15 protein-coding genes and 6 tRNA genes are annotated in these 16,327 nt (G+C 53.4%); 7 read left to right on the forward strand and 14 right to left on the reverse strand.

All coding sequences use genetic code 11. The features are described 5' to 3' along the window. Nucleotides 1-79: 79 nt before the first annotated feature. Nucleotides 80-1,006 (forward strand): LysR family transcriptional regulator, encoded by a 927-nt coding sequence (locus INT84_RS07105; protein ID WP_194206244.1) that lies wholly within the window; start codon nt 80-82, stop codon nt 1,004-1,006. Here INT84_RS07105 and INT84_RS07110 read toward each other — a convergent pair. The 5 genes from INT84_RS07110 to INT84_RS07130 form a co-directional block, all read right to left on the reverse strand. Next, nucleotides 997-1,305: a FlxA-like family protein gene (locus tag INT84_RS07110; RefSeq protein ID WP_194206245.1), complete on the reverse strand. Its 309-nt coding sequence runs from the start codon at nt 1,303-1,305 to the stop codon at nt 997-999. The two genes, INT84_RS07105 and INT84_RS07110, sit on opposite strands and share 10 nt — an antisense overlap. A gap of 207 nt (nt 1,306-1,512) precedes the next feature. After that, nucleotides 1,513-1,588, reverse strand: a tRNA-Lys gene (locus INT84_RS07115). Between the two features lie 4 nt (nt 1,589-1,592). Further along, nucleotides 1,593-1,668, reverse strand: a tRNA-Val gene (locus tag INT84_RS07120). A 46-nt stretch (nt 1,669-1,714) separates the two neighbouring features. Then, a tRNA-Val gene (locus INT84_RS07125) sits at nt 1,715-1,790 on the reverse strand. A 44-nt stretch (nt 1,791-1,834) separates the two neighbouring features. Next, nucleotides 1,835-1,910, reverse strand: a tRNA-Val gene (locus tag INT84_RS07130). A 256-nt stretch (nt 1,911-2,166) separates the two neighbouring features. Between INT84_RS07130 and gltX the strand changes: the two genes are divergently transcribed. Next, entirely contained in the window at nt 2,167-3,582 is a 1,416-nt protein-coding gene (gltX, locus tag INT84_RS07135; RefSeq protein ID WP_194206246.1) for a glutamate--tRNA ligase, read from the forward strand. A 46-nt stretch (nt 3,583-3,628) separates the two neighbouring features. Here the strand turns inward: gltX and INT84_RS07140 are convergent, their stop codons facing one another. Beyond that, nucleotides 3,629-4,021: a YfeC-like transcriptional regulator gene (locus tag INT84_RS07140; protein WP_176920271.1), complete on the reverse strand. Its 393-nt coding sequence runs from the start codon at nt 4,019-4,021 to the stop codon at nt 3,629-3,631. After that, nucleotides 4,018-4,383 carry a YfeC-like transcriptional regulator gene (locus INT84_RS07145; RefSeq protein ID WP_194206247.1) on the reverse strand — a complete coding sequence of 122 codons (366 nt, stop codon included), beginning with the start codon at nt 4,381-4,383 and terminating at the stop codon, nt 4,018-4,020. The genes INT84_RS07140 and INT84_RS07145 overlap by 4 nt, the downstream gene beginning before the upstream one ends. A gap of 220 nt (nt 4,384-4,603) precedes the next feature. Between INT84_RS07145 and INT84_RS07150 the strand changes: the two genes are divergently transcribed. Together INT84_RS07150 and INT84_RS07155 are read left to right on the forward strand one after the other, a co-directional pair. Next, nucleotides 4,604-4,679, forward strand: a tRNA-Ala gene (locus INT84_RS07150). A 39-nt stretch (nt 4,680-4,718) separates the two neighbouring features. Beyond that, nucleotides 4,719-4,794 (forward strand) — tRNA-Ala (locus tag INT84_RS07155). Between the two features lie 184 nt (nt 4,795-4,978). On the opposite strand, the gene nupC is transcribed toward INT84_RS07155, so the two are convergent. Further along, nucleotides 4,979-6,181: a nucleoside permease NupC gene (gene nupC, locus INT84_RS07160; RefSeq protein WP_103674456.1), complete on the reverse strand. Its 1,203-nt coding sequence runs from the start codon at nt 6,179-6,181 to the stop codon at nt 4,979-4,981. 349 nt (nt 6,182-6,530) lie between these two features. On the opposite strand from nupC, the gene INT84_RS07165 reads away from it, so the two are divergent. Then, the gene (locus INT84_RS07165; RefSeq protein WP_194206248.1) at nt 6,531-7,772 is read left to right on the forward strand and encodes an Nramp family divalent metal transporter; all 1,242 of its coding nucleotides are present in this window, start codon (nt 6,531-6,533) and stop codon (nt 7,770-7,772) included. Between the two features lie 37 nt (nt 7,773-7,809). On the opposite strand, the gene INT84_RS07170 is transcribed toward INT84_RS07165, so the two are convergent. From INT84_RS07170 to INT84_RS07180, 3 genes are all read right to left on the reverse strand, one after another. Next, entirely contained in the window at nt 7,810-8,145 is a 336-nt protein-coding gene (locus INT84_RS07170) for a DUF2502 domain-containing protein (RefSeq protein ID WP_194206249.1), read from the reverse strand. A 124-nt stretch (nt 8,146-8,269) separates the two neighbouring features. After that, nucleotides 8,270-9,268: an L-glyceraldehyde 3-phosphate reductase gene (gene mgrA / locus INT84_RS07175; RefSeq protein ID WP_194206250.1), complete on the reverse strand. Its 999-nt coding sequence runs from the start codon at nt 9,266-9,268 to the stop codon at nt 8,270-8,272. 140 nt (nt 9,269-9,408) lie between these two features. Next, the gene (locus INT84_RS07180; protein ID WP_194206251.1) at nt 9,409-10,644 is read right to left on the reverse strand and encodes an ion channel protein; all 1,236 of its coding nucleotides are present in this window, start codon (nt 10,642-10,644) and stop codon (nt 9,409-9,411) included. A gap of 204 nt (nt 10,645-10,848) precedes the next feature. Here INT84_RS07180 and glk point away from each other — a divergent pair, with 204 nt between their 5' ends. Further along, nucleotides 10,849-11,814 (forward strand): glucokinase, encoded by a 966-nt coding sequence (gene glk, locus INT84_RS07185; protein ID WP_194206252.1) that lies wholly within the window; start codon nt 10,849-10,851, stop codon nt 11,812-11,814. A 33-nt stretch (nt 11,815-11,847) separates the two neighbouring features. Here the strand turns inward: glk and INT84_RS07190 are convergent, their stop codons facing one another. Both INT84_RS07190 and INT84_RS07195 read right to left on the reverse strand, forming a co-directional pair. Continuing rightward, a complete protein-coding gene (locus INT84_RS07190) occupies nt 11,848-12,579 on the reverse strand; it encodes a LytTR family DNA-binding domain-containing protein (RefSeq protein ID WP_194206253.1) in 732 nt (243 codons plus the stop codon). 12 nt (nt 12,580-12,591) lie between these two features. Then, on the reverse strand, nt 12,592-14,289 hold the full coding sequence (locus tag INT84_RS07195; protein WP_194206254.1) for a sensor histidine kinase: 1,698 nt from the start codon (nt 14,287-14,289) through the stop codon (nt 12,592-12,594). 387 nt (nt 14,290-14,676) lie between these two features. On the opposite strand from INT84_RS07195, the gene alaC reads away from it, so the two are divergent. Continuing rightward, nucleotides 14,677-15,921, forward strand: a complete 1,245-nt coding sequence (gene alaC / locus INT84_RS07200; protein WP_194206255.1) for an alanine transaminase — start codon at nt 14,677-14,679, stop codon at nt 15,919-15,921. Between the two features lie 40 nt (nt 15,922-15,961). On the opposite strand, the gene ypdK is transcribed toward alaC, so the two are convergent. Continuing rightward, entirely contained in the window at nt 15,962-16,033 is a 72-nt protein-coding gene (ypdK, locus tag INT84_RS07205; RefSeq protein WP_099458783.1) for a membrane protein YpdK, read from the reverse strand. Between the last annotated feature and the right edge of the window lie 294 nt (nt 16,034-16,327).

Consider the following 16,327-nt stretch of genomic DNA (forward strand, 5'->3'; position numbering starts at 1 on the left):
GAAAATCGATATTCCTATTGTGCTTCTTCCGGTTTGAGAAATAAAATTGATTTATTGCATCTATTCATGAATAAAACAGATGAATTACTCACTCCGTCAGCTTCGCGTTTTTGTTACCGTCGCTCATGCCCGAAGTTTCAGCCGGGCAGGGGAGATCGTCGGATTAAGTCAGTCGGCTGTCAGCCATAGTGTTAAGGAGCTGGAGCAACAAACCGGCGTGCGCCTGCTGGACCGGACCACGCGTGAAGTAGCGCTGACCGAGGCCGGGCAACAACTGGCCTCGCGGCTTGAGCGAGTGCTGGATGAACTTCACAGCACGCTGCGGGAAGCGGGGCGGGTGGGCACGCAGCTAACCGGGAAGGTCCGGATCGCCGCCAGCCAGACCATCTCCGCGCATCTTATCCCCCAGTGCATCGCTGAAAGTAACCGTTGCTATCCGGAGATCGATTTTGTGCTGCACGATCGCCCGCAGCAGTGGGTGCTGGAGAGCATTCGTCAGGGCGAAGTGGATTTTGGTATTGTTATCGATCCCGGCGCGGTCAACGATTTGCAGTGTGAAACGATCCTTTCCGAACCTTTTTTGCTGCTGTGCCGTCAGGATCACCGCTTTGCCCGCCGCGAAAGCATCGACTGGCACGATCTCCAGTCTGAGCGGCTGGTCCTTCAGGACTACGCCTCCGGCAGCCGACCGCTGATTGATGCCGCGCTGGCTCACTTCTCTGTGAGCGCCCAAATTGTGCAGGAGATTGGTCACCCGGCCACGCTGTTTCCGATGGTGGAAGCGGGGATCGGCATCAGCGTGCTTCCCGCGCTGGCGCTGCCATTACCGCAGGACAGTCATTTGATCGTCAAGCGTCTGACGCCGGGAATGGAGAGGCAACTGATGCTGGCACGCAGGAAAAACCGTTCACTCTCCACTGCCGCGCAAGCGCTGTGGGAAATCGTTCGCGCCCAGGCAGGTGAGCTGGCAGCCGGGCGGGCGCAGGATCCGCTCTATCAAATATAAATATCGATCTGATTGTCGGCGGAGGGGCGATTAACGCCTTCGACTTTTTCTGCCTGCGCCTGTTCCTGCTGTGACTTTTCCAGCTGCTTGCTTTGCAGCATCGCCAGCTGCGCCTGAAGCATTGCGATTTGCGACTGGATCAACTCCTGCTGCTTTTGCTTCTCATCCGCGCCGAGGCTGGAATCTGCCAGCTCTTTAAGCTGCTGGGTGAGTTTGGTTATCTGCCGGTAAATTCCGGCGATCTCGGAAGAGGCGCTGCCGCTGCTTTGCGCGGGTAAAGCGGAGGAAATGGTCGTCATGATTTTTACCCTTTTGGCTGTAAATAAGGGTTATCGGCAGAAAACGATGAAACACCATCGTTAATTGCCATTCGCTGGTGGAGTAAAGGCGATTACTGAAGGCGTTATTGCCCGGCAGGCTATGGCTACCGGGCAAGATAACGATCAGGATTTGTGGCGCGGTGCCTGAAAACAACAAAAGCGCCAGAAGGCGCTTTTGTTTGAATTTGGTGGGTCGTGCAGGATTCGAACCTGCGACCAATTGATTAAAAGTCAACTGCTCTACCAACTGAGCTAACGACCCGAAGTGGTGGGTGATGACGGGATCGAACCGCCGACCCTCTCCTTGTAAGGGAGATGCTCTCCCAGCTGAGCTAATCACCCACTTCGGTACTTCAATTTACTGCAAGAAATCCAGCTGGTGAGAAAGTGGTGGGTGATGACGGGATCGAACCGCCGACCCCCTCCTTGTAAGGGAGGTGCTCTCCCAGCTGAGCTAATCACCCACTTCTCAATTTCTTGCTTCACACGGCGGAGACTACCGAAGTAGTGGTGGGTGATGACGGGATCGAACCGCCGACCCTCTCCTTGTAAGGGAGATGCTCTCCCAGCTGAGCTAATCACCCCCGCTGTGTGGAGTCGCATTATAGGGAGAGTTGAAAATGAGTCAACGCCTTTTCTTAAGTTTTTGTTCGTTCGTCGTAAAATTAAACAAAACCATGATTGAGGGCGCAATTCGGCATGATTTCTAAACAAAAACAGGAAAGCATGACCTTCCAACGGTAACAACATTGAGGAATCAGGCGGGAGTGATAGAATATCCGCCTCGCATTTTTCAGGATTTGCCGGTTGTCGGCATCTTTATAAACGTAAGGCCTTTTCATGAAAATCAAAACTCGCTTCGCGCCCAGCCCGACCGGCTATCTGCACGTCGGCGGTGCACGTACTGCTCTTTACTCCTGGCTTTTTGCCCGTAATCACGGCGGTGAGTTTGTGCTGCGTATTGAGGACACCGACCTTGAACGCTCCACCCCGGAAGCTATTGAAGCCATTATGGACGGGATGAACTGGCTGAGCCTGGAGTGGGATGAAGGCCCATACTATCAAACCAAACGCTTTGACCGTTATAACGCGGTGATTGACGAGATGCTGGAAGCAGGCACCGCCTATAAGTGCTACTGCTCTAAAGAGCGTCTGGACGCACTGCGTGAAGAGCAAATGGCGAAAGGTGAAAAGCCGCGCTACGACGGCCGCTGCCGCCACGGTCATGAACATCATGCGGATGACGAACCGTGCGTGGTGCGTTTTGCTAACCCGCAGGACGGCTCGGTTATTTTTGACGATCAGATCCGTGGTCCGATTGAGTTCAGTAACCTGGAGCTGGACGATCTGATTATCCGCCGCACCGACGGCTCGCCGACTTATAACTTCTGTGTTGTGGTTGATGACTGGGATATGGAAATCACTCACGTCATCCGTGGTGAAGATCATATCAACAACACGCCGCGTCAGATCAACATCCTGAAAGCGCTGAACGCGCCGGTGCCGGTCTACGCTCACGTTTCCATGATCAACGGCGACGACGGCAAAAAACTCTCCAAGCGCCACGGTGCGGTAAGCGTAATGCAGTATCGTGACGACGGCTACCTGCCGGAAGCGCTGCTGAACTATCTGGTGCGCCTGGGCTGGTCGAGCGGCGATCAGGAGATCTTCACCCGTGAAGAGATGATTAACCTGTTCTCCCTGAACGCGGTGAGCAAATCGGCGAGTGCATTTAATACCGAAAAATTGCAGTGGCTGAACCACCACTATATCAACACGCTGGCACCGGAATATGTCGCTACCCATTTACAGTGGCATATTGAGCAGGAAAATATCGATACCCGTACCGGCCCGCAGCTGAGTGAGCTGGTGCAACTGCTGGGCGAGCGCTGCAAAACGCTGAAAGAGATGGCGCAGAGCTGCCGCTATTTCTACGAAGATTTTACTGAGTTTGACGCGGATGCCGCGAAAAAACACCTGCGCCCGGTAGCGCGTCAGCCGCTGGAAGTGGTACGCGACAAATTGTCTGCACTCTCCGACTGGACAGCGGAAAACGTGCACCACGCCATTCAGGCGACGGCGGACGAGCTGGAAGTCGGGATGGGTAAAGTCGGTATGCCACTGCGCGTAGCGGTAACCGGGGCAGGGCAGTCTCCGGCGCTGGACGTGACGGTGCATGCTATTGGTAAGACCCGCAGCATTGAGCGCATCAATAAAGCGCTCGCCTTTATTGCTGAGCGTGAAAAACAGCAGTAACCGCGTCAATCATGCCTGAGGAGGTAACCCGCCTCAGGCATCCCTTTTAGCTTTCGTCGCCAATCCCCAGACGATTCAGAAAAACGCGAATCCCTTCCCGCGCTAAAAAGACATTGAGCTGTTGCTGCTCCGTCGGCGTCAATTTTTGCAGGATCTGGTAAATCTGATGAAGTGGAGTGTTCACGTCAACCACGCCATATTCATGACCGACATCGTTGGCCAGAAGAGGCATCGTATGGTGGCGCAGCGCCGGGACATTGGTCAGATATTCGCACACCTGCTGGTTAATATGAATCAGCCTTGCACGTCCACCCTTTACGCCCGGAATTTTCTCGGTACGCCACTTTTGCTCGCGGACCCAGCGGTTGATGGTTTGCTTCGTCATACCGAGGCATTCCGCTAACTCATCGGTTGTCATTTTACTTTGTAATGTGATCATGATGGCTGGCTACGAATTCCAAGACGTTCCAGCAAACCGGTGATGCCTTCACGTAGTAAAAGTGAGGTGAGTTGTTTTTGTTCGGTATCGGTCATTTCATTGGCTAGCGTGAGGAGCAGCATGTCAAACGAGGTGTCATTGACCGCTGCATGGTAGGTTGCCGTATTGTCTGAAGCCCGGCGGGCGCTGCGGATAAATTCCCGTACCTGTTCATCGACATGAACCAGCCGCGCTTTACCACCTTGTACGCCTGGTTTTGGCGAGGTTTCCCACCCTTCTTTGCGTACCCACTTATTAATAGTCTGCCGGCTGTAGCCGGTGAGACGCGCGATTTCATCCGGCGTCATTCGTTCCTTGATCATACTATTCCCTGACCTGGTGTGTGGAATTAGTAGGTCATGTTATAGCATCATTTTACTGGAAAGCGTGATAAGAATAACGGCGTGCTGCGAGGCGGCTCGCAACCTGATTTGGGGTTGCCTGCTTTTTCAGCAAACGAAAGGCAGAAACCCATTTTGCCGTTGACACTGAGGAAGGGAATTCATATTATGCCGCCCGTCTACTCGACAAGCTTTACGCAACGGGGCTATAGCTCAGCTGGGAGAGCGCTTGCATGGCATGCAAGAGGTCAGCGGTTCGATCCCGCTTAGCTCCACCAAATCCTGCTCCCATCAGGTTTGGTGCGTAAAGATGATGTGGGGCTATAGCTCAGCTGGGAGAGCGCTTGCATGGCATGCAAGAGGTCAGCGGTTCGATCCCGCTTAGCTCCACCACCATTCAGACCCTCGCCTTTGGCGGGGGTTTTTTTATTCCGGCAGAAAAAACAGACAACGCCTTCCGGCATCATTTCTTTATCGCGCTGACTGCCATAATGGCAAGGCATACGCTTTTTATGGTGTGGGATAAACGACAGGCGTAAAAAAGCCGGGAACGCGTCCCGGCTTATTCAGGAGGGGATTACAGTACCAGCGCGGCGATAGACGCAGACAGCACGCTCACCAGCGTTGAGCCGTAGACCAGCTTCAGGCCGAAGCGGGAAACCACGTTACCTTGCTCTTCGTTCAGGCCCTTGATGGCACCCGCGATAATCCCGATAGACGAGAAGTTAGCGAAGGATACCAGGAAGACGGAGATAATGCCCTGCGAACGCGGCGACAACGTAGCGGCCACTTTTTGCAGGTCCAGCATCGCCACGAATTCGTTCGAGACCAGTTTGGTTGCCATGATGCTACCAACCTGCAACGCTTCATGTGCCGGAACACCCATCACCCAGGCAACCGGGTAGAAGATGTAGCCAAGGATTTCCTGGAAGGAGATGCTATGGCCGAACCAGCCGGTGACGGTGGCAAACAGGGCGTTCAGCGCAGCAATCAGAGCGATAAAGCCAATCAGCATCGCCGCAACGATAATGGCCACTTTAAACCCTGCCAGAATGTATTCACCCAGCATTTCGAAGAAGCTCTGGCCTTCGTGCAGGTTCGACATCTGGATGTTTTCTTCATGCGCGTCAACGCGGTAAGGGTTGATCAGCGACAGGACGATAAAGGTACTAAACATGTTAAGTACCAGCGCGGCGACAACATACTTAGGTTCAAGCATGGTCATGTACGCGCCGACAATAGACATGGATACCGTAGACATTGCGGTTGCCGCCATGGTGTACATGCGGTTACGCGACATCTTGCCGAGAATATCTTTATAGGCGATAAAGTTCTCGGATTGTCCCAGGATCAGCGAGCTGACGGCGTTAAAGGATTCCAGCTTGCCCATGCCGTTGACTTTGGAGAGCAGGAAACCAATCGCACGAATCACCACCGGCAGCACGCGAATATGCTGCAAAATACCGATCAGCGCGGAGATAAAGACGATAGGGCACAGCACTTTCAGGAAGAAGAATGCCAGACCTTCATCATTCATTTTGCCGAAGACAAAGTTAGTCCCTTCGTTCGCAAAGCCGAGGAGCTTTTCGAACATTTCGGAGAAGCCTTTCACAAAACCCAGGCCAATGTCCGAGTTAAGGAAGAACCAGGCCAGTAAAACTTCAATCACCAGAAGTTGAACGACATAGCGAATGCGAATTTTTTTACGGTCGCTGCTGACCAGCAGAGCGAGCAGCGCAACAACGACTAACGCCAGGATAAAGTGCAGAACGGCGGACATATTTGCTCCGAATATGAGGCAGGTTTAGTTTTCGTGCACATTCTATGTAACAACACCAAAGAAAACGAGATCAAACCCGCAATATAGTAAGTTCCTGTGAGCAATCTCAAAAATAGTGATCTACCAGACATTTTAATTATGTCATCGGAAAGGGTGAAATGTTGCGCTGATGTACTACTCTGTTAACATTAGCACCGATAACTAAAACAAATACCATTCCACCAGACATCCAGCCCGGCCATTGTTTCGGCCTATCAGAGAAATCAATTTCAACTTTATAAATGATCTTGATAATCATTCTCATTTTGATAGCATGAAACATAGCAAAGGCTATATTTAGAGGCAAAGAATGAGCAACAGTCGCGTTGAGAGTAGTACCGGCAGGGCCGCGCGCAGGCTAAGACTGGCGCTAATGGGGCCAGCGTTCATTGCCGCTATCGGCTATATCGATCCGGGTAACTTTGCCACTAACATCCAGGCAGGGGCCAGTTTCGGCTATCAGCTGCTGTGGGTGGTGGTCTGGGCGAACCTGATGGCAATGCTGATCCAGGTGCTGTCCGCCAAGCTGGGTATCGCTACCGGCAAAAACCTGGCGGAACAAATTCGCGATCACTATCCGCGTCCGCTGGTCTGGTTTTACTGGGTGCAGGCGGAAATCATCGCTATGGCGACCGATCTGGCGGAGTTTATCGGGGCCGCGATTGGTTTTAAAATGCTGTTGGGCGTCTCGCTGTTGCAGGGGGCGGTGCTGACCGGGATCGCGACTTTTTTAATCCTGATGCTCCAGCGTCGTGGGCAAAAACCGCTGGAAGTGGTGATCGGTGGACTGCTGCTGTTTGTTGCTGCGGCCTATATTGTTGAGCTGATCTTCTCCCGGCCTGAAATGGCAGCCCTGACGCGCGGCATGATTATCCCTTCGCTGCCGGGTACGGATGCGGTATTCCTTGCCGCTGGCGTGCTGGGCGCGACGATAATGCCTCACGTTATTTATCTGCACTCTTCTCTGACCCAGAATCAACACGCCGGTACGCGTAAAGAGCGTTACTCCGCGACCCGCTGGGACGTGGCGTTTGCAATGACTATCGCCGGATTCGTTAACCTGGCGATGATGGCGACCGCGGCGGCGGCGTTTCACTTCAACGGCCACACCGGGATTGCGGATCTGGAAGAGGCATATCTGACGCTGGAACCGCTGCTCAGCCATGCAGCGGCAACGGTATTTGGCCTGAGTCTTGTAGCCGCCGGGCTGTCGTCAACGGTTGTCGGGACCCTTGCCGGGCAGGTGGTGATGCAGGGCTTTATTCGTTTCCACATTCCGCTGTGGGTGCGCCGCACGGTGACGATGCTGCCGTCGTTTATTGTGATCCTGATGGGGCTGGATCCGACGCGGATTCTGGTGATGAGCCAGGTGCTGCTCAGCTTCGGTATTGCGCTGGCGCTGGTGCCGCTGCTGGTGTTTACCAGTAACCGTGAACTGATGGGGGAGCTGGTCAATAGCACCCTGGTTAAGCGGACCGGCTGGACGATTGTGGTGTTGGTGGTGGTGCTTAACGGCTGGCTGCTGGTGGGAACATTACTGGATTTAGCCTGATAAAACGCCGTGACCTGATCCAGGCCACGGCTTTATCTTAATGATGGTGTCCGTGATGGCCGCGTCCGGGAGGACCACGACGGTCATTGCGGTCGTGCCAGCCTTCGCGATAGCCGCGTTCATAAGCGCGGCGGTTATCCCATCCCCGGTAACGTGGAGGTTCATGACGCCACCAGCGGTTTTGCCGCCATTCGTAATTCCGGTGCCAGTAATCACGATCGCGCCAGTGATCGCCGTCCCAATAGTGACCTGAACGATCGCGATCGCCAATCTGTAACTTAACCGATGGCAACAGGGTAATTTCTTCCGCGCTGGCAACAAGCGGGGCGGTTGAGGCGGCCAGTACCACAGCCAGAATCAGCGACCTGAACATAATTTTCTCCTTCACGACCGGATCGATATCGGCCTGTTAAACAAATATTACGGGGCAGTAAAGCTCCGTAGCATCGGTTTAACTCTTAAATTACGTTCAGGCGCATTTTTTGTTAAAAAACGTGTCAGTCAGCGCGGTTCAGAATCGCGTCGATGGCGGCGCACTCTTGTTCGCTGAAATGGCGGTTTTTAAGCATGCCTGCCGCGTCATCAAGCTGCGCAGTTTTGCTGGCACCGATCAGCACAGACGTCACGCGGTCACCGCGAAGCACCCAGGCAAGCGCCATCTGCGACAGCTTCTGCCCGCGTTTTTCTGCCAGCGCGTTAAGCTGGCGGATTTTTTCGACTTTGCCTTCGGTAATCTGCTCAGGATTTAAAAAGCGGCTGCCGCTGGCGGCGCGGGAGTCCGGCGGAATGCCGTTAAGATAGCGATCCGTTAACAGGCCGCCTGCCAGCGGTGAAAACGCGATGCTGCCCACGCCTTTTTCCTGTAGCACGTCCAGCAATCCGCCTTCCACCCAGCGTTCAAACATCGAATATTTAGGCTGATGGATAAGGCATGGCGTGCCGAGATCGTTAAGGATATCTATCGCCTGATGCGCCAGTTCCGCCGGATAGTTGGAAATCCCTACGTAAAGCGCTTTTCCCTGACGCACGATATGATCCAGCGCGCGCATGGTTTCAATTAGCGGCGTATCCGGATCCGGACGATGGTGATAGAAGATATCCACATACTCCAGCCCCATTCGCTTCAGGCTTTGATCGAGGCTGGAAATCAGATATTTGCGCGAGCCCCAGTCGCCGTAAGGGCCGTCCCACATGGTATAGCCCGCTTTGGAAGAGATAATCAGCTCATCGCGGTAGGGCAGAAAATCTTCGCGCAGGATGCGGCCAAAATTGCTTTCAGCCGATCCCGGAGGCGGGCCGTAGTTGTTGGCTAAATCAAAATGGGTAATGCCAAGATCAAACGCGTGCTGCAAAAGCTCGCGGCTTTTTTCCACCAGCGTTGCATCGCCGAAGTTGTGCCATAGCCCCAGCGATACCGCCGGAAGTTTTAGCCCGCTCTGCCCACAGCGACGATACTCCATGGTCTCATAACGTGCGGAATTTGCCTGGTAAACCATGCTTTTATCCTTCTCAAAAGACAAATGTATGCGTTTACACAGTACACGTTTTCAGGCGTAATTACCTGACGGTGTTCACAAAAAAGCGTGTTTCTCAGACTGTTGTCCCTGTGAAGCTAAGATGTAACCCGATAATCTTGTTACTCTTTCTTACGGTATGCCATGAGCATCGGCTTACCCGCCAGTAAAAGCCATGCCGGAAGCATCACGATGCACAGCAACGGCAGCAGCGTCGTGTCCGGGACGACAACCGCCGCCATAAACAGGCTTAGCCAGCCGTCGCGCGTCACTACCAGCACCAGCCCGAGAATGGCACAGGAAACGGTAATGGCTGCGGGCACAGCGTCAACATGCGCGTGCAGCCCCAGTCCCAGCGCTACCGCGACAAAGACCGCCGGAAAGATCCGTCCACCACGAAATCCGCAGGCGGCGGCAACGATCAGCGCCGCCAGTTTCACCACCGCGATCAGTAAAAAGTCGGAGGCACTCAGCGTCTGGCTGAAGCCCAGCTGCTGCATCTCATCCAGCCCTTTAAACAGCGTAATATGACCGCCAATGATACCCAGCAGGCCGAGGGCAAATCCCCCAACGCCGAGGATCAGCACCGGGTATTTAAGCCGGTGCATCAGCGTATACAGACGGGGCAGGCACCAGACCCCGACCATCCCCACCGCGATAGCGATGGCGACCACCACCGTGCCACTGACGATATCAACCAGCTTTAGCTGGGTGTAATGCGGGATCGCCAGCGAAAACTGTGGATGAAAAAAGAGGCCGGTCGTTAGCGCACCCGCGGCAGCGGCCAGTAGTGGGGCAAACAGTCGGTCCCACATCGGGACCTCGCTATTGCCGCTTAACGTTTGGGAGAAAATCAGCGCCGCCGCGACGGGCGTGCCAAACAGGGCACCTATCGTCCCGGCAGACGCAAGGATCGTCCAGTCCAGGGCGTTAACCCGCGGGAAAAACCGCGCGCCCAGCGCCACGGCCAGCGCAATATTCACCGCCATCACCGGATGCTCCGGCCCGAGGCTAACGCCGCCTGCCAGCCCGAGAATTAACGCTATCACCAGCCCCGGAAGCGCCACGGGATTAACCGGCGCACCGATCAGCGGTTCGGTTGCCGGATCGGGCCCACCGTGACCAGCGCTAAACTGGATCACTAAACCCACCGCCACGCCGGTCAGGGTGAGTATCAGCACCATCCACACTGAGGAGTCGAGCGCTATCCCCAGCCGTGCAGGCACGCTCGTCCACAGGACAAACTGCAACACGGCAGCAATTTTCATGACAACTATCAGAATCAGACTGGATGCGATTCCAATGCACAGGGCGGGGACAGACAATATCAACATGGTTCTGGCTCGCGGATGGAGCATGATGATTTCCTTTTAACTGAGCTCGGGCATCACTGTGCCCAAACTTTTACAGAGCGTTAGTGCAACTAGTGCTGAAACGGTAAAGTTATTATGTGATATAGATCTATAATCCGGGGGCACTTATGACATGGACATTGTTGTTAGCTCGTCATGAATTTACAGTGTGCCAAAAGATTATTCTGACTTTAGCGGAGCAGTAAAAGAATGACAAAATATGCTTTAGTGGGGGACGTGGGGGGCACGAACGCGCGCCTGGCATTATGCGATGTCACCACGGGTGAAATTTCCCAGGCCAAAACCTATTCAGGGCTGGATTACCCCAGCCTTGAAGCGGTGGTGCGCGTTTATTTGCAGGAACATAACGTTGAGGTTGAAGACGGCTGTATTGCTATTGCCTGCCCGATTACCGATGACTGGGTGGCAATGACCAACCATACCTGGGCGTTTTCGATTGCCGAAATGAAAAAAAACCTCGGCTTTGCGCACCTGGAAATCATCAATGATTTCACCGCCGTATCAATGGCCATTCCGATGCTGAAAGACGAGCATCTGATCCAGTTTGGCGGCGCGCAGGCCGTGGCGGGTAAACCGATTGCCGTATACGGTGCGGGAACCGGTCTTGGCGTCGCGCATCTGGTGCACGTTGATAAGCGTTGGGTCAGCCTGCCGGGCGAGGGCGGTCACGTAGATTTCGCGCCAAACAGCGAAGAAGAAGCGATCATTCTCGAAGAACTGCGTGCCGAGCTGGGACACGTTTCCGCCGAGCGCGTGCTTTCCGGACCTGGGCTGGTAAATCTGTATCGGGCCATTGTGAAATCCGACGGACGGCTGCCGGAAAACCTGCAACCGAAAGATATTACCACCCGCGCGCTGGAAGATAGCTGCATCGACTGTCGTCGTGCATTATCCCTGTTCTGCGTCATTATGGGCCGTTTTGGCGGTAATCTGGCGCTCACGCTCGGCACCTTTGGCGGGGTGTATATTGCCGGCGGCATCGTGCCGCGTTTCCTGGAATTTTTCAAAGCGTCAGGTTTCCGCGGCGGCTTTGAAGATAAAGGTCGTTTCAAAGCCTACGTTCAGGATATCCCGGTGTATCTGATTGTTCACGATAACCCTGGCCTGCTCGGCTCCGGCGCGCATTTGCGTCAGACTCTGGGACAGACCCTGTAATATATGCCGGGCGACGCGCCGCCCGGCACTCGTCTACAGATGCATTAACTGGCGAAACTCTTTCACTTTGCTGCGGCTTACCGGCACCTCAAATTCCAGATCGCGCAGGCGCAGAATGTAGGTGTTGTTAAACCACGGCTCAATCTCGCGAATTTTATTCAGATTCACGCAGTACGAGCGGTGGCAGCGGAAAAAATGCGACGCAGGCAGCTTGCTACAGAACTCGGTGATGTTCATTGGCATCACCCAGGATTCGCGTTTGGTATAGACAAACGTCATTTTCTCATGGGCTTCAGCGTAATAAATATCATTGATGCTGGTGACGTAAATACGCTCGTCTTTAATCAAATTGATAGTGTCATTTTCACGGATGACGGCGGGGCTGACGCCAGTACCCGTTTGCTGCTGCCATGCGCTTTCCAGCTTTTGCAGCATGGTAATAATCCGCGATTCCTGGTAAGGCTTGAGGATATAGTCAAACGCTTCCAGTTCAAACGCTTCTACCGCATGTTCCTTCCAGGCGGTAATAAACACAATAAACGGCTTATGCGCGAACTGGCTGATATTTTGCGCCAGCAACACGCCGTCCAGCGAAGGAATGTTGATATCAAGAAACAGCGCATCGACTTTGTTGTGCTGAAGAAATTTCAGCACGTCGAGACCATCATCAAACGTGCCGACAATCTCCATCTGGCTGTGCGCTTTAATAAGCCAGCTTAGCTCCTGCTGTGCCAGAACTTCGTCTTCGACAATAATGACTTTCATTGTTTTCTCCGGTCAGGTCAGCAGCGTTGCCGGCGCGGCAAGCGGCGTGCGCTGGTTCGGTACATAAAACGCAATTTCGGTACCCGGCTCCAGTCGGCGAATGTGCAGTCCTTCGCCGTACAGCAATCTGACCCGGTGATGAACGTTAAGCAGGCCGATTTTATTACCCGGCATCTCATTGGCTTCTACCCGTTCGATGACCTGAGGATCGATACCGTTGCCGGTGTCGCGAACGCTAATTCGTACCCGATTACCGCACTCGGCAATACTGATGGTCACCACGCCTTTGCCTTTGCAGGGTTGAATGCCATGAATAATGGCATTTTCTACCAGCGGCTGAATCAACAGACTGGGAATAACGCAGCTCACTTCATCGTCAATGTCATAAATGACCGTCAGCTTGTCGCCGAATCGCGCCTGTTCAATCGCAATGTAGTCTTTGATCTGATACAGCTCTTTTTTGATGTCGATCTGTTCATCGTCGTTTAACTCAATGTTATAGCGCAGATAGCGGGAAAGATTATAAATCAGCTGGCGCGCGGTATCCGGATTGAGGCGAATGGATGAGGAAATCGCATTCAGGGCGTTAAACAGGAAATGCGGATTAATTTTGCTCTGCAATGCGCGCAGCTCGGCTTTATTTGCCATCTCCCGCAGCTGCTCGGCGCGGGAAACCTCCAGCTGCGTGGAGATTATCTGCGACAGACCAATCGCCATTTCCTGTAACGAAGAGGTGATCTGGTGGGCGTGGCAATAGTAGATTTTGAGCGTGCCGGTCACGATGCCTTTTTCCCATAACGGGATCACCAGCATGGAGTGAATTTCCGGTGTGCGATGAGCTTCATCATTGTTTTTAATAATGATCTTACCGGAATTGATCGCCTGCCGGGTCGTGGGGCTTATGGAATCATCGTTATCATGATAGTTATCTTCACCGACGCCGACATAGGCCAGTACGCGATCGTTATTGGTGATCGCGACCGCATCCGCATTGATATCGCGGCGAATAATATTGCAGACCTGGCGTAGTGATTCGACATTGACGTTACGAAACAGCGGCAGCGTTTTATTGGCAATATCCAGCGCCAGCTTAGCCTGGCGGGCAGCGCTGGCCTCTTTTTCGCCCTCCACGCTGCGCACCAGCAGGACGATAAAGCCAATACAGACGCTGCCGAGGATCATCGGCACGCCAATTTTAGAGACAATATCGAGGCCCAGCGCCAGAGTGGGAGCCCATACGACGACGAGGATCATCGTCAGGGTTTCACAGAGCATTCCACCGAGGATGCCAATGCGCCAGTGCTGTGCTTTGGGAACCTTTTGGTGAATGATGCCAGAGAGGATCCCGGCAATAATGCTGGTAATAAAACAGGGAACCGCCGTCACGCCACCAATATCGATCAGGTAGCGATGGATCCCGGCAATAATGCCGGTCAGGATCCCCACCCACGGGCCGAACAGAATGCCGCCGGACATCACCGCAATCACCCGCACGTTAACCAGCGAACCTTCCACCGGCACGCCTGACCAGGTGCTGAACAGGGCGAATAGCGAAAAGAGCGCGGTCACCGCCAGCAGCTCCTGGGGAGTATGCGCTGATTTGTGCAAGAGTTCGCGAAACAGGCGGATGCGGATCAGGAAAAACAGGCAGATAAGCATCAATGCCGCGCGATCGAAAACCGCCAGCAGCATAGTAAATATTTCGTGCATGGGACGACCATGTAAAGCGTGTGAAAACACTATGATAAAAAACCTGGCGACAGATGACCAGCAGCACGTCTTGCTGATGAATGAGGAAATACCACAAAATTAAAAGGGGATTGGATAATGTGTGCATACATGCTGGGAACATGCGAGCAGGCGGATGCTTTGAGGTGAATTATTTTATATCATTGTGTTAAATAAATATTTCATTTATCGCTAAATACATCCTGATTTGAACAAATATCTTTTTTGGACTTCCCGTTTTAACGGGCGGCCATTATTTTTGTCTTTCCCTCTCGACAGCATGAATTTTTTCGGGTTATTTTCTAAACGTGCCACATCAGTGGCCGCGTCGCTCGGACGGTCCGGGCGCTAACGTAATCTGAGGTATTTATGGCTGAGTTCACTCCTGAACGCCGTTTCACGCGTATCGATCGTCTTCCCCCTTATGTTTTTAATATTACGGCTGAGCTGAAAATGGCTGCGCGTCGGCGCGGCGAAGATATTATCGATTTCAGTATGGGCAACCCCGACGGGGCGACGCCGCCGCATATTGTTGAAAAGCTGTGTACCGTGGCGCAGCGTCCTGATACGCACGGCTACTCTACCTCACGCGGCATTCCGCGCCTGCGTCGCGCTATCTCGCGCTGGTATCAGGATCGCTATGCGGTCGATATCGATCCGGAAAGCGAAGCCATTGTCACCATCGGATCGAAAGAGGGGCTGGCGCATTTGATGCTGGCGACGCTCGATCATGGCGATACGGTGCTGGTGCCGAATCCCAGCTATCCGATCCATATTTATGGCGCGGTGATAGCGGGCGCGCAGGTACGCTCCGTCCCGCTGGTGGAAGGCGTCGATTTCTTTAACGAGCTTGAGCGTGCTATCCGGGAGAGCTATCCCAAGCCGAAGATGATGATCCTCGGTTTCCCGTCGAATCCTACCGCGCAATGCGTGGAGCTGGAATTTTTCGAAAAAGTCGTCGCGCTGGCAAAGCGTTACGATGTGCTGGTGGTACACGATCTGGCCTACGCCGATATTGTCTACGATGGCTGGAAAGCGCCGTCCATTATGCAGGTTCCCGGCGCGCGTGATGTGGCGGTCGAATTCTTCACCCTGTCGAAAAGTTACAATATGGCGGGCTGGCGTATCGGTTTTATGGTGGGGAATAAAACGCTGGTCAATGCGCTGGCGAGAATTAAGAGTTACCACGACTACGGTACGTTCACGCCACTTCAGGTAGCGGCCATTGCCGCACTGGAAGGCGATCAGCAGTGCGTGAAGGATATTGCCGAGCAGTATAAACGCCGCCGCGATGTACTGGTTAAAGGGCTGCATGAAGCCGGATGGATGGTGGAGATGCCCAAAGCGTCTATGTACGTGTGGGCCAAAATTCCGGATCAGTATGCGGCAATGGGGTCACTGGAGTTTGCTAAAAAGCTGCTTCAGGATGCGAAGGTCTGCGTTTCGCCGGGCGTCGGCTTTGGAGATTATGGCGACACTCACGTCCGCTTTGCGCTGATCGAGAACCGCGATCGCATCCGTCAGGCTATTCGTGGCATTAAAGCCATGTTCCGGGCAGATGGCCTGCTTCCTGCTGCGCCGAAGGTCTTGGCGGAGAGCGCAGGGCAGGAATGAAAAAAGCGCCGTCAGGCGCTTTTTTTACACTCATTTTTGCTCAGATCATTAAGGCAAATGTTCCGGCCCAGACAATTACCATCACCGAAATGCCCATAAAAAAATATTTCACGTTTCATCGCTCCGCGTATCCATTGATACGCCAAAAGAACAAGGCTCACTGAGTATAGAGAGCTGACGCTGCACCCGTCCCGAATTGAGATTTATCTCTTTTCTGACACCAGCACCACCCCAGAATTTTGCGTCTGGTAACGCAACACGGGGGCTAATGTACGCCTAAAAAAGTGTGGTGACAAGCGTCGTTTTTCTATTTAAATTTAGTTACTTATGAGTGTCTCATATCGGCGACACTTTGATTTCATGAAGTAATAAATCAACATCCAGCGAACCTGGTATTATGTGGATT

The organism is Superficieibacter sp. 1612_C1 (genome assembly GCF_015234305.1).
GTDB lineage: Bacteria > Pseudomonadota > Gammaproteobacteria > Enterobacterales > Enterobacteriaceae > Superficieibacter.

What these genes read in the sequence shown, in the direction of transcription:
- INT84_RS07105 (WP_194206244.1), top strand. Translation starts at nt 80, where the DNA reads ATGAATTACTCACTCCGTCAGCTTCGCGTTTTTGTTACCGTCGCTCAT.
- gltX (WP_194206246.1), top strand. Translation starts at nt 2,167, where the DNA reads ATGAAAATCAAAACTCGCTTCGCGCCCAGCCCGACCGGCTATCTGCAC.
- INT84_RS07180 (WP_194206251.1), bottom strand. Translation starts at nt 10,644, where the DNA reads ATGCTCCATCCGCGAGCCAGAACCATGTTGATATTGTCTGTCCCCGCC.
- INT84_RS07140 (WP_176920271.1), bottom strand. Translation starts at nt 4,021, where the DNA reads ATGATCACATTACAAAGTAAAATGACAACCGATGAGTTAGCGGAATGC.
- INT84_RS07110 (WP_194206245.1), bottom strand. Translation starts at nt 1,305, where the DNA reads ATGACGACCATTTCCTCCGCTTTACCCGCGCAAAGCAGCGGCAGCGCC.
- mgrA (WP_194206250.1), bottom strand. Translation starts at nt 9,268, where the DNA reads ATGGTTTACCAGGCAAATTCCGCACGTTATGAGACCATGGAGTATCGT.
- INT84_RS07145 (WP_194206247.1), bottom strand. Translation starts at nt 4,383, where the DNA reads ATGATCAAGGAACGAATGACGCCGGATGAAATCGCGCGTCTCACCGGC.
- nupC (WP_103674456.1), bottom strand. Translation starts at nt 6,181, where the DNA reads ATGTCCGCCGTTCTGCACTTTATCCTGGCGTTAGTCGTTGTTGCGCTG.
- INT84_RS07170 (WP_194206249.1), bottom strand. Translation starts at nt 8,145, where the DNA reads ATGTTCAGGTCGCTGATTCTGGCTGTGGTACTGGCCGCCTCAACCGCC.
- INT84_RS07165 (WP_194206248.1), top strand. Translation starts at nt 6,531, where the DNA reads ATGAGCAACAGTCGCGTTGAGAGTAGTACCGGCAGGGCCGCGCGCAGG.
- glk (WP_194206252.1), top strand. Translation starts at nt 10,849, where the DNA reads ATGACAAAATATGCTTTAGTGGGGGACGTGGGGGGCACGAACGCGCGC.
- INT84_RS07195 (WP_194206254.1), bottom strand. Translation starts at nt 14,289, where the DNA reads ATGCACGAAATATTTACTATGCTGCTGGCGGTTTTCGATCGCGCGGCA.
- INT84_RS07190 (WP_194206253.1), bottom strand. Translation starts at nt 12,579, where the DNA reads ATGAAAGTCATTATTGTCGAAGACGAAGTTCTGGCACAGCAGGAGCTA.
- alaC (WP_194206255.1), top strand. Translation starts at nt 14,677, where the DNA reads ATGGCTGAGTTCACTCCTGAACGCCGTTTCACGCGTATCGATCGTCTT.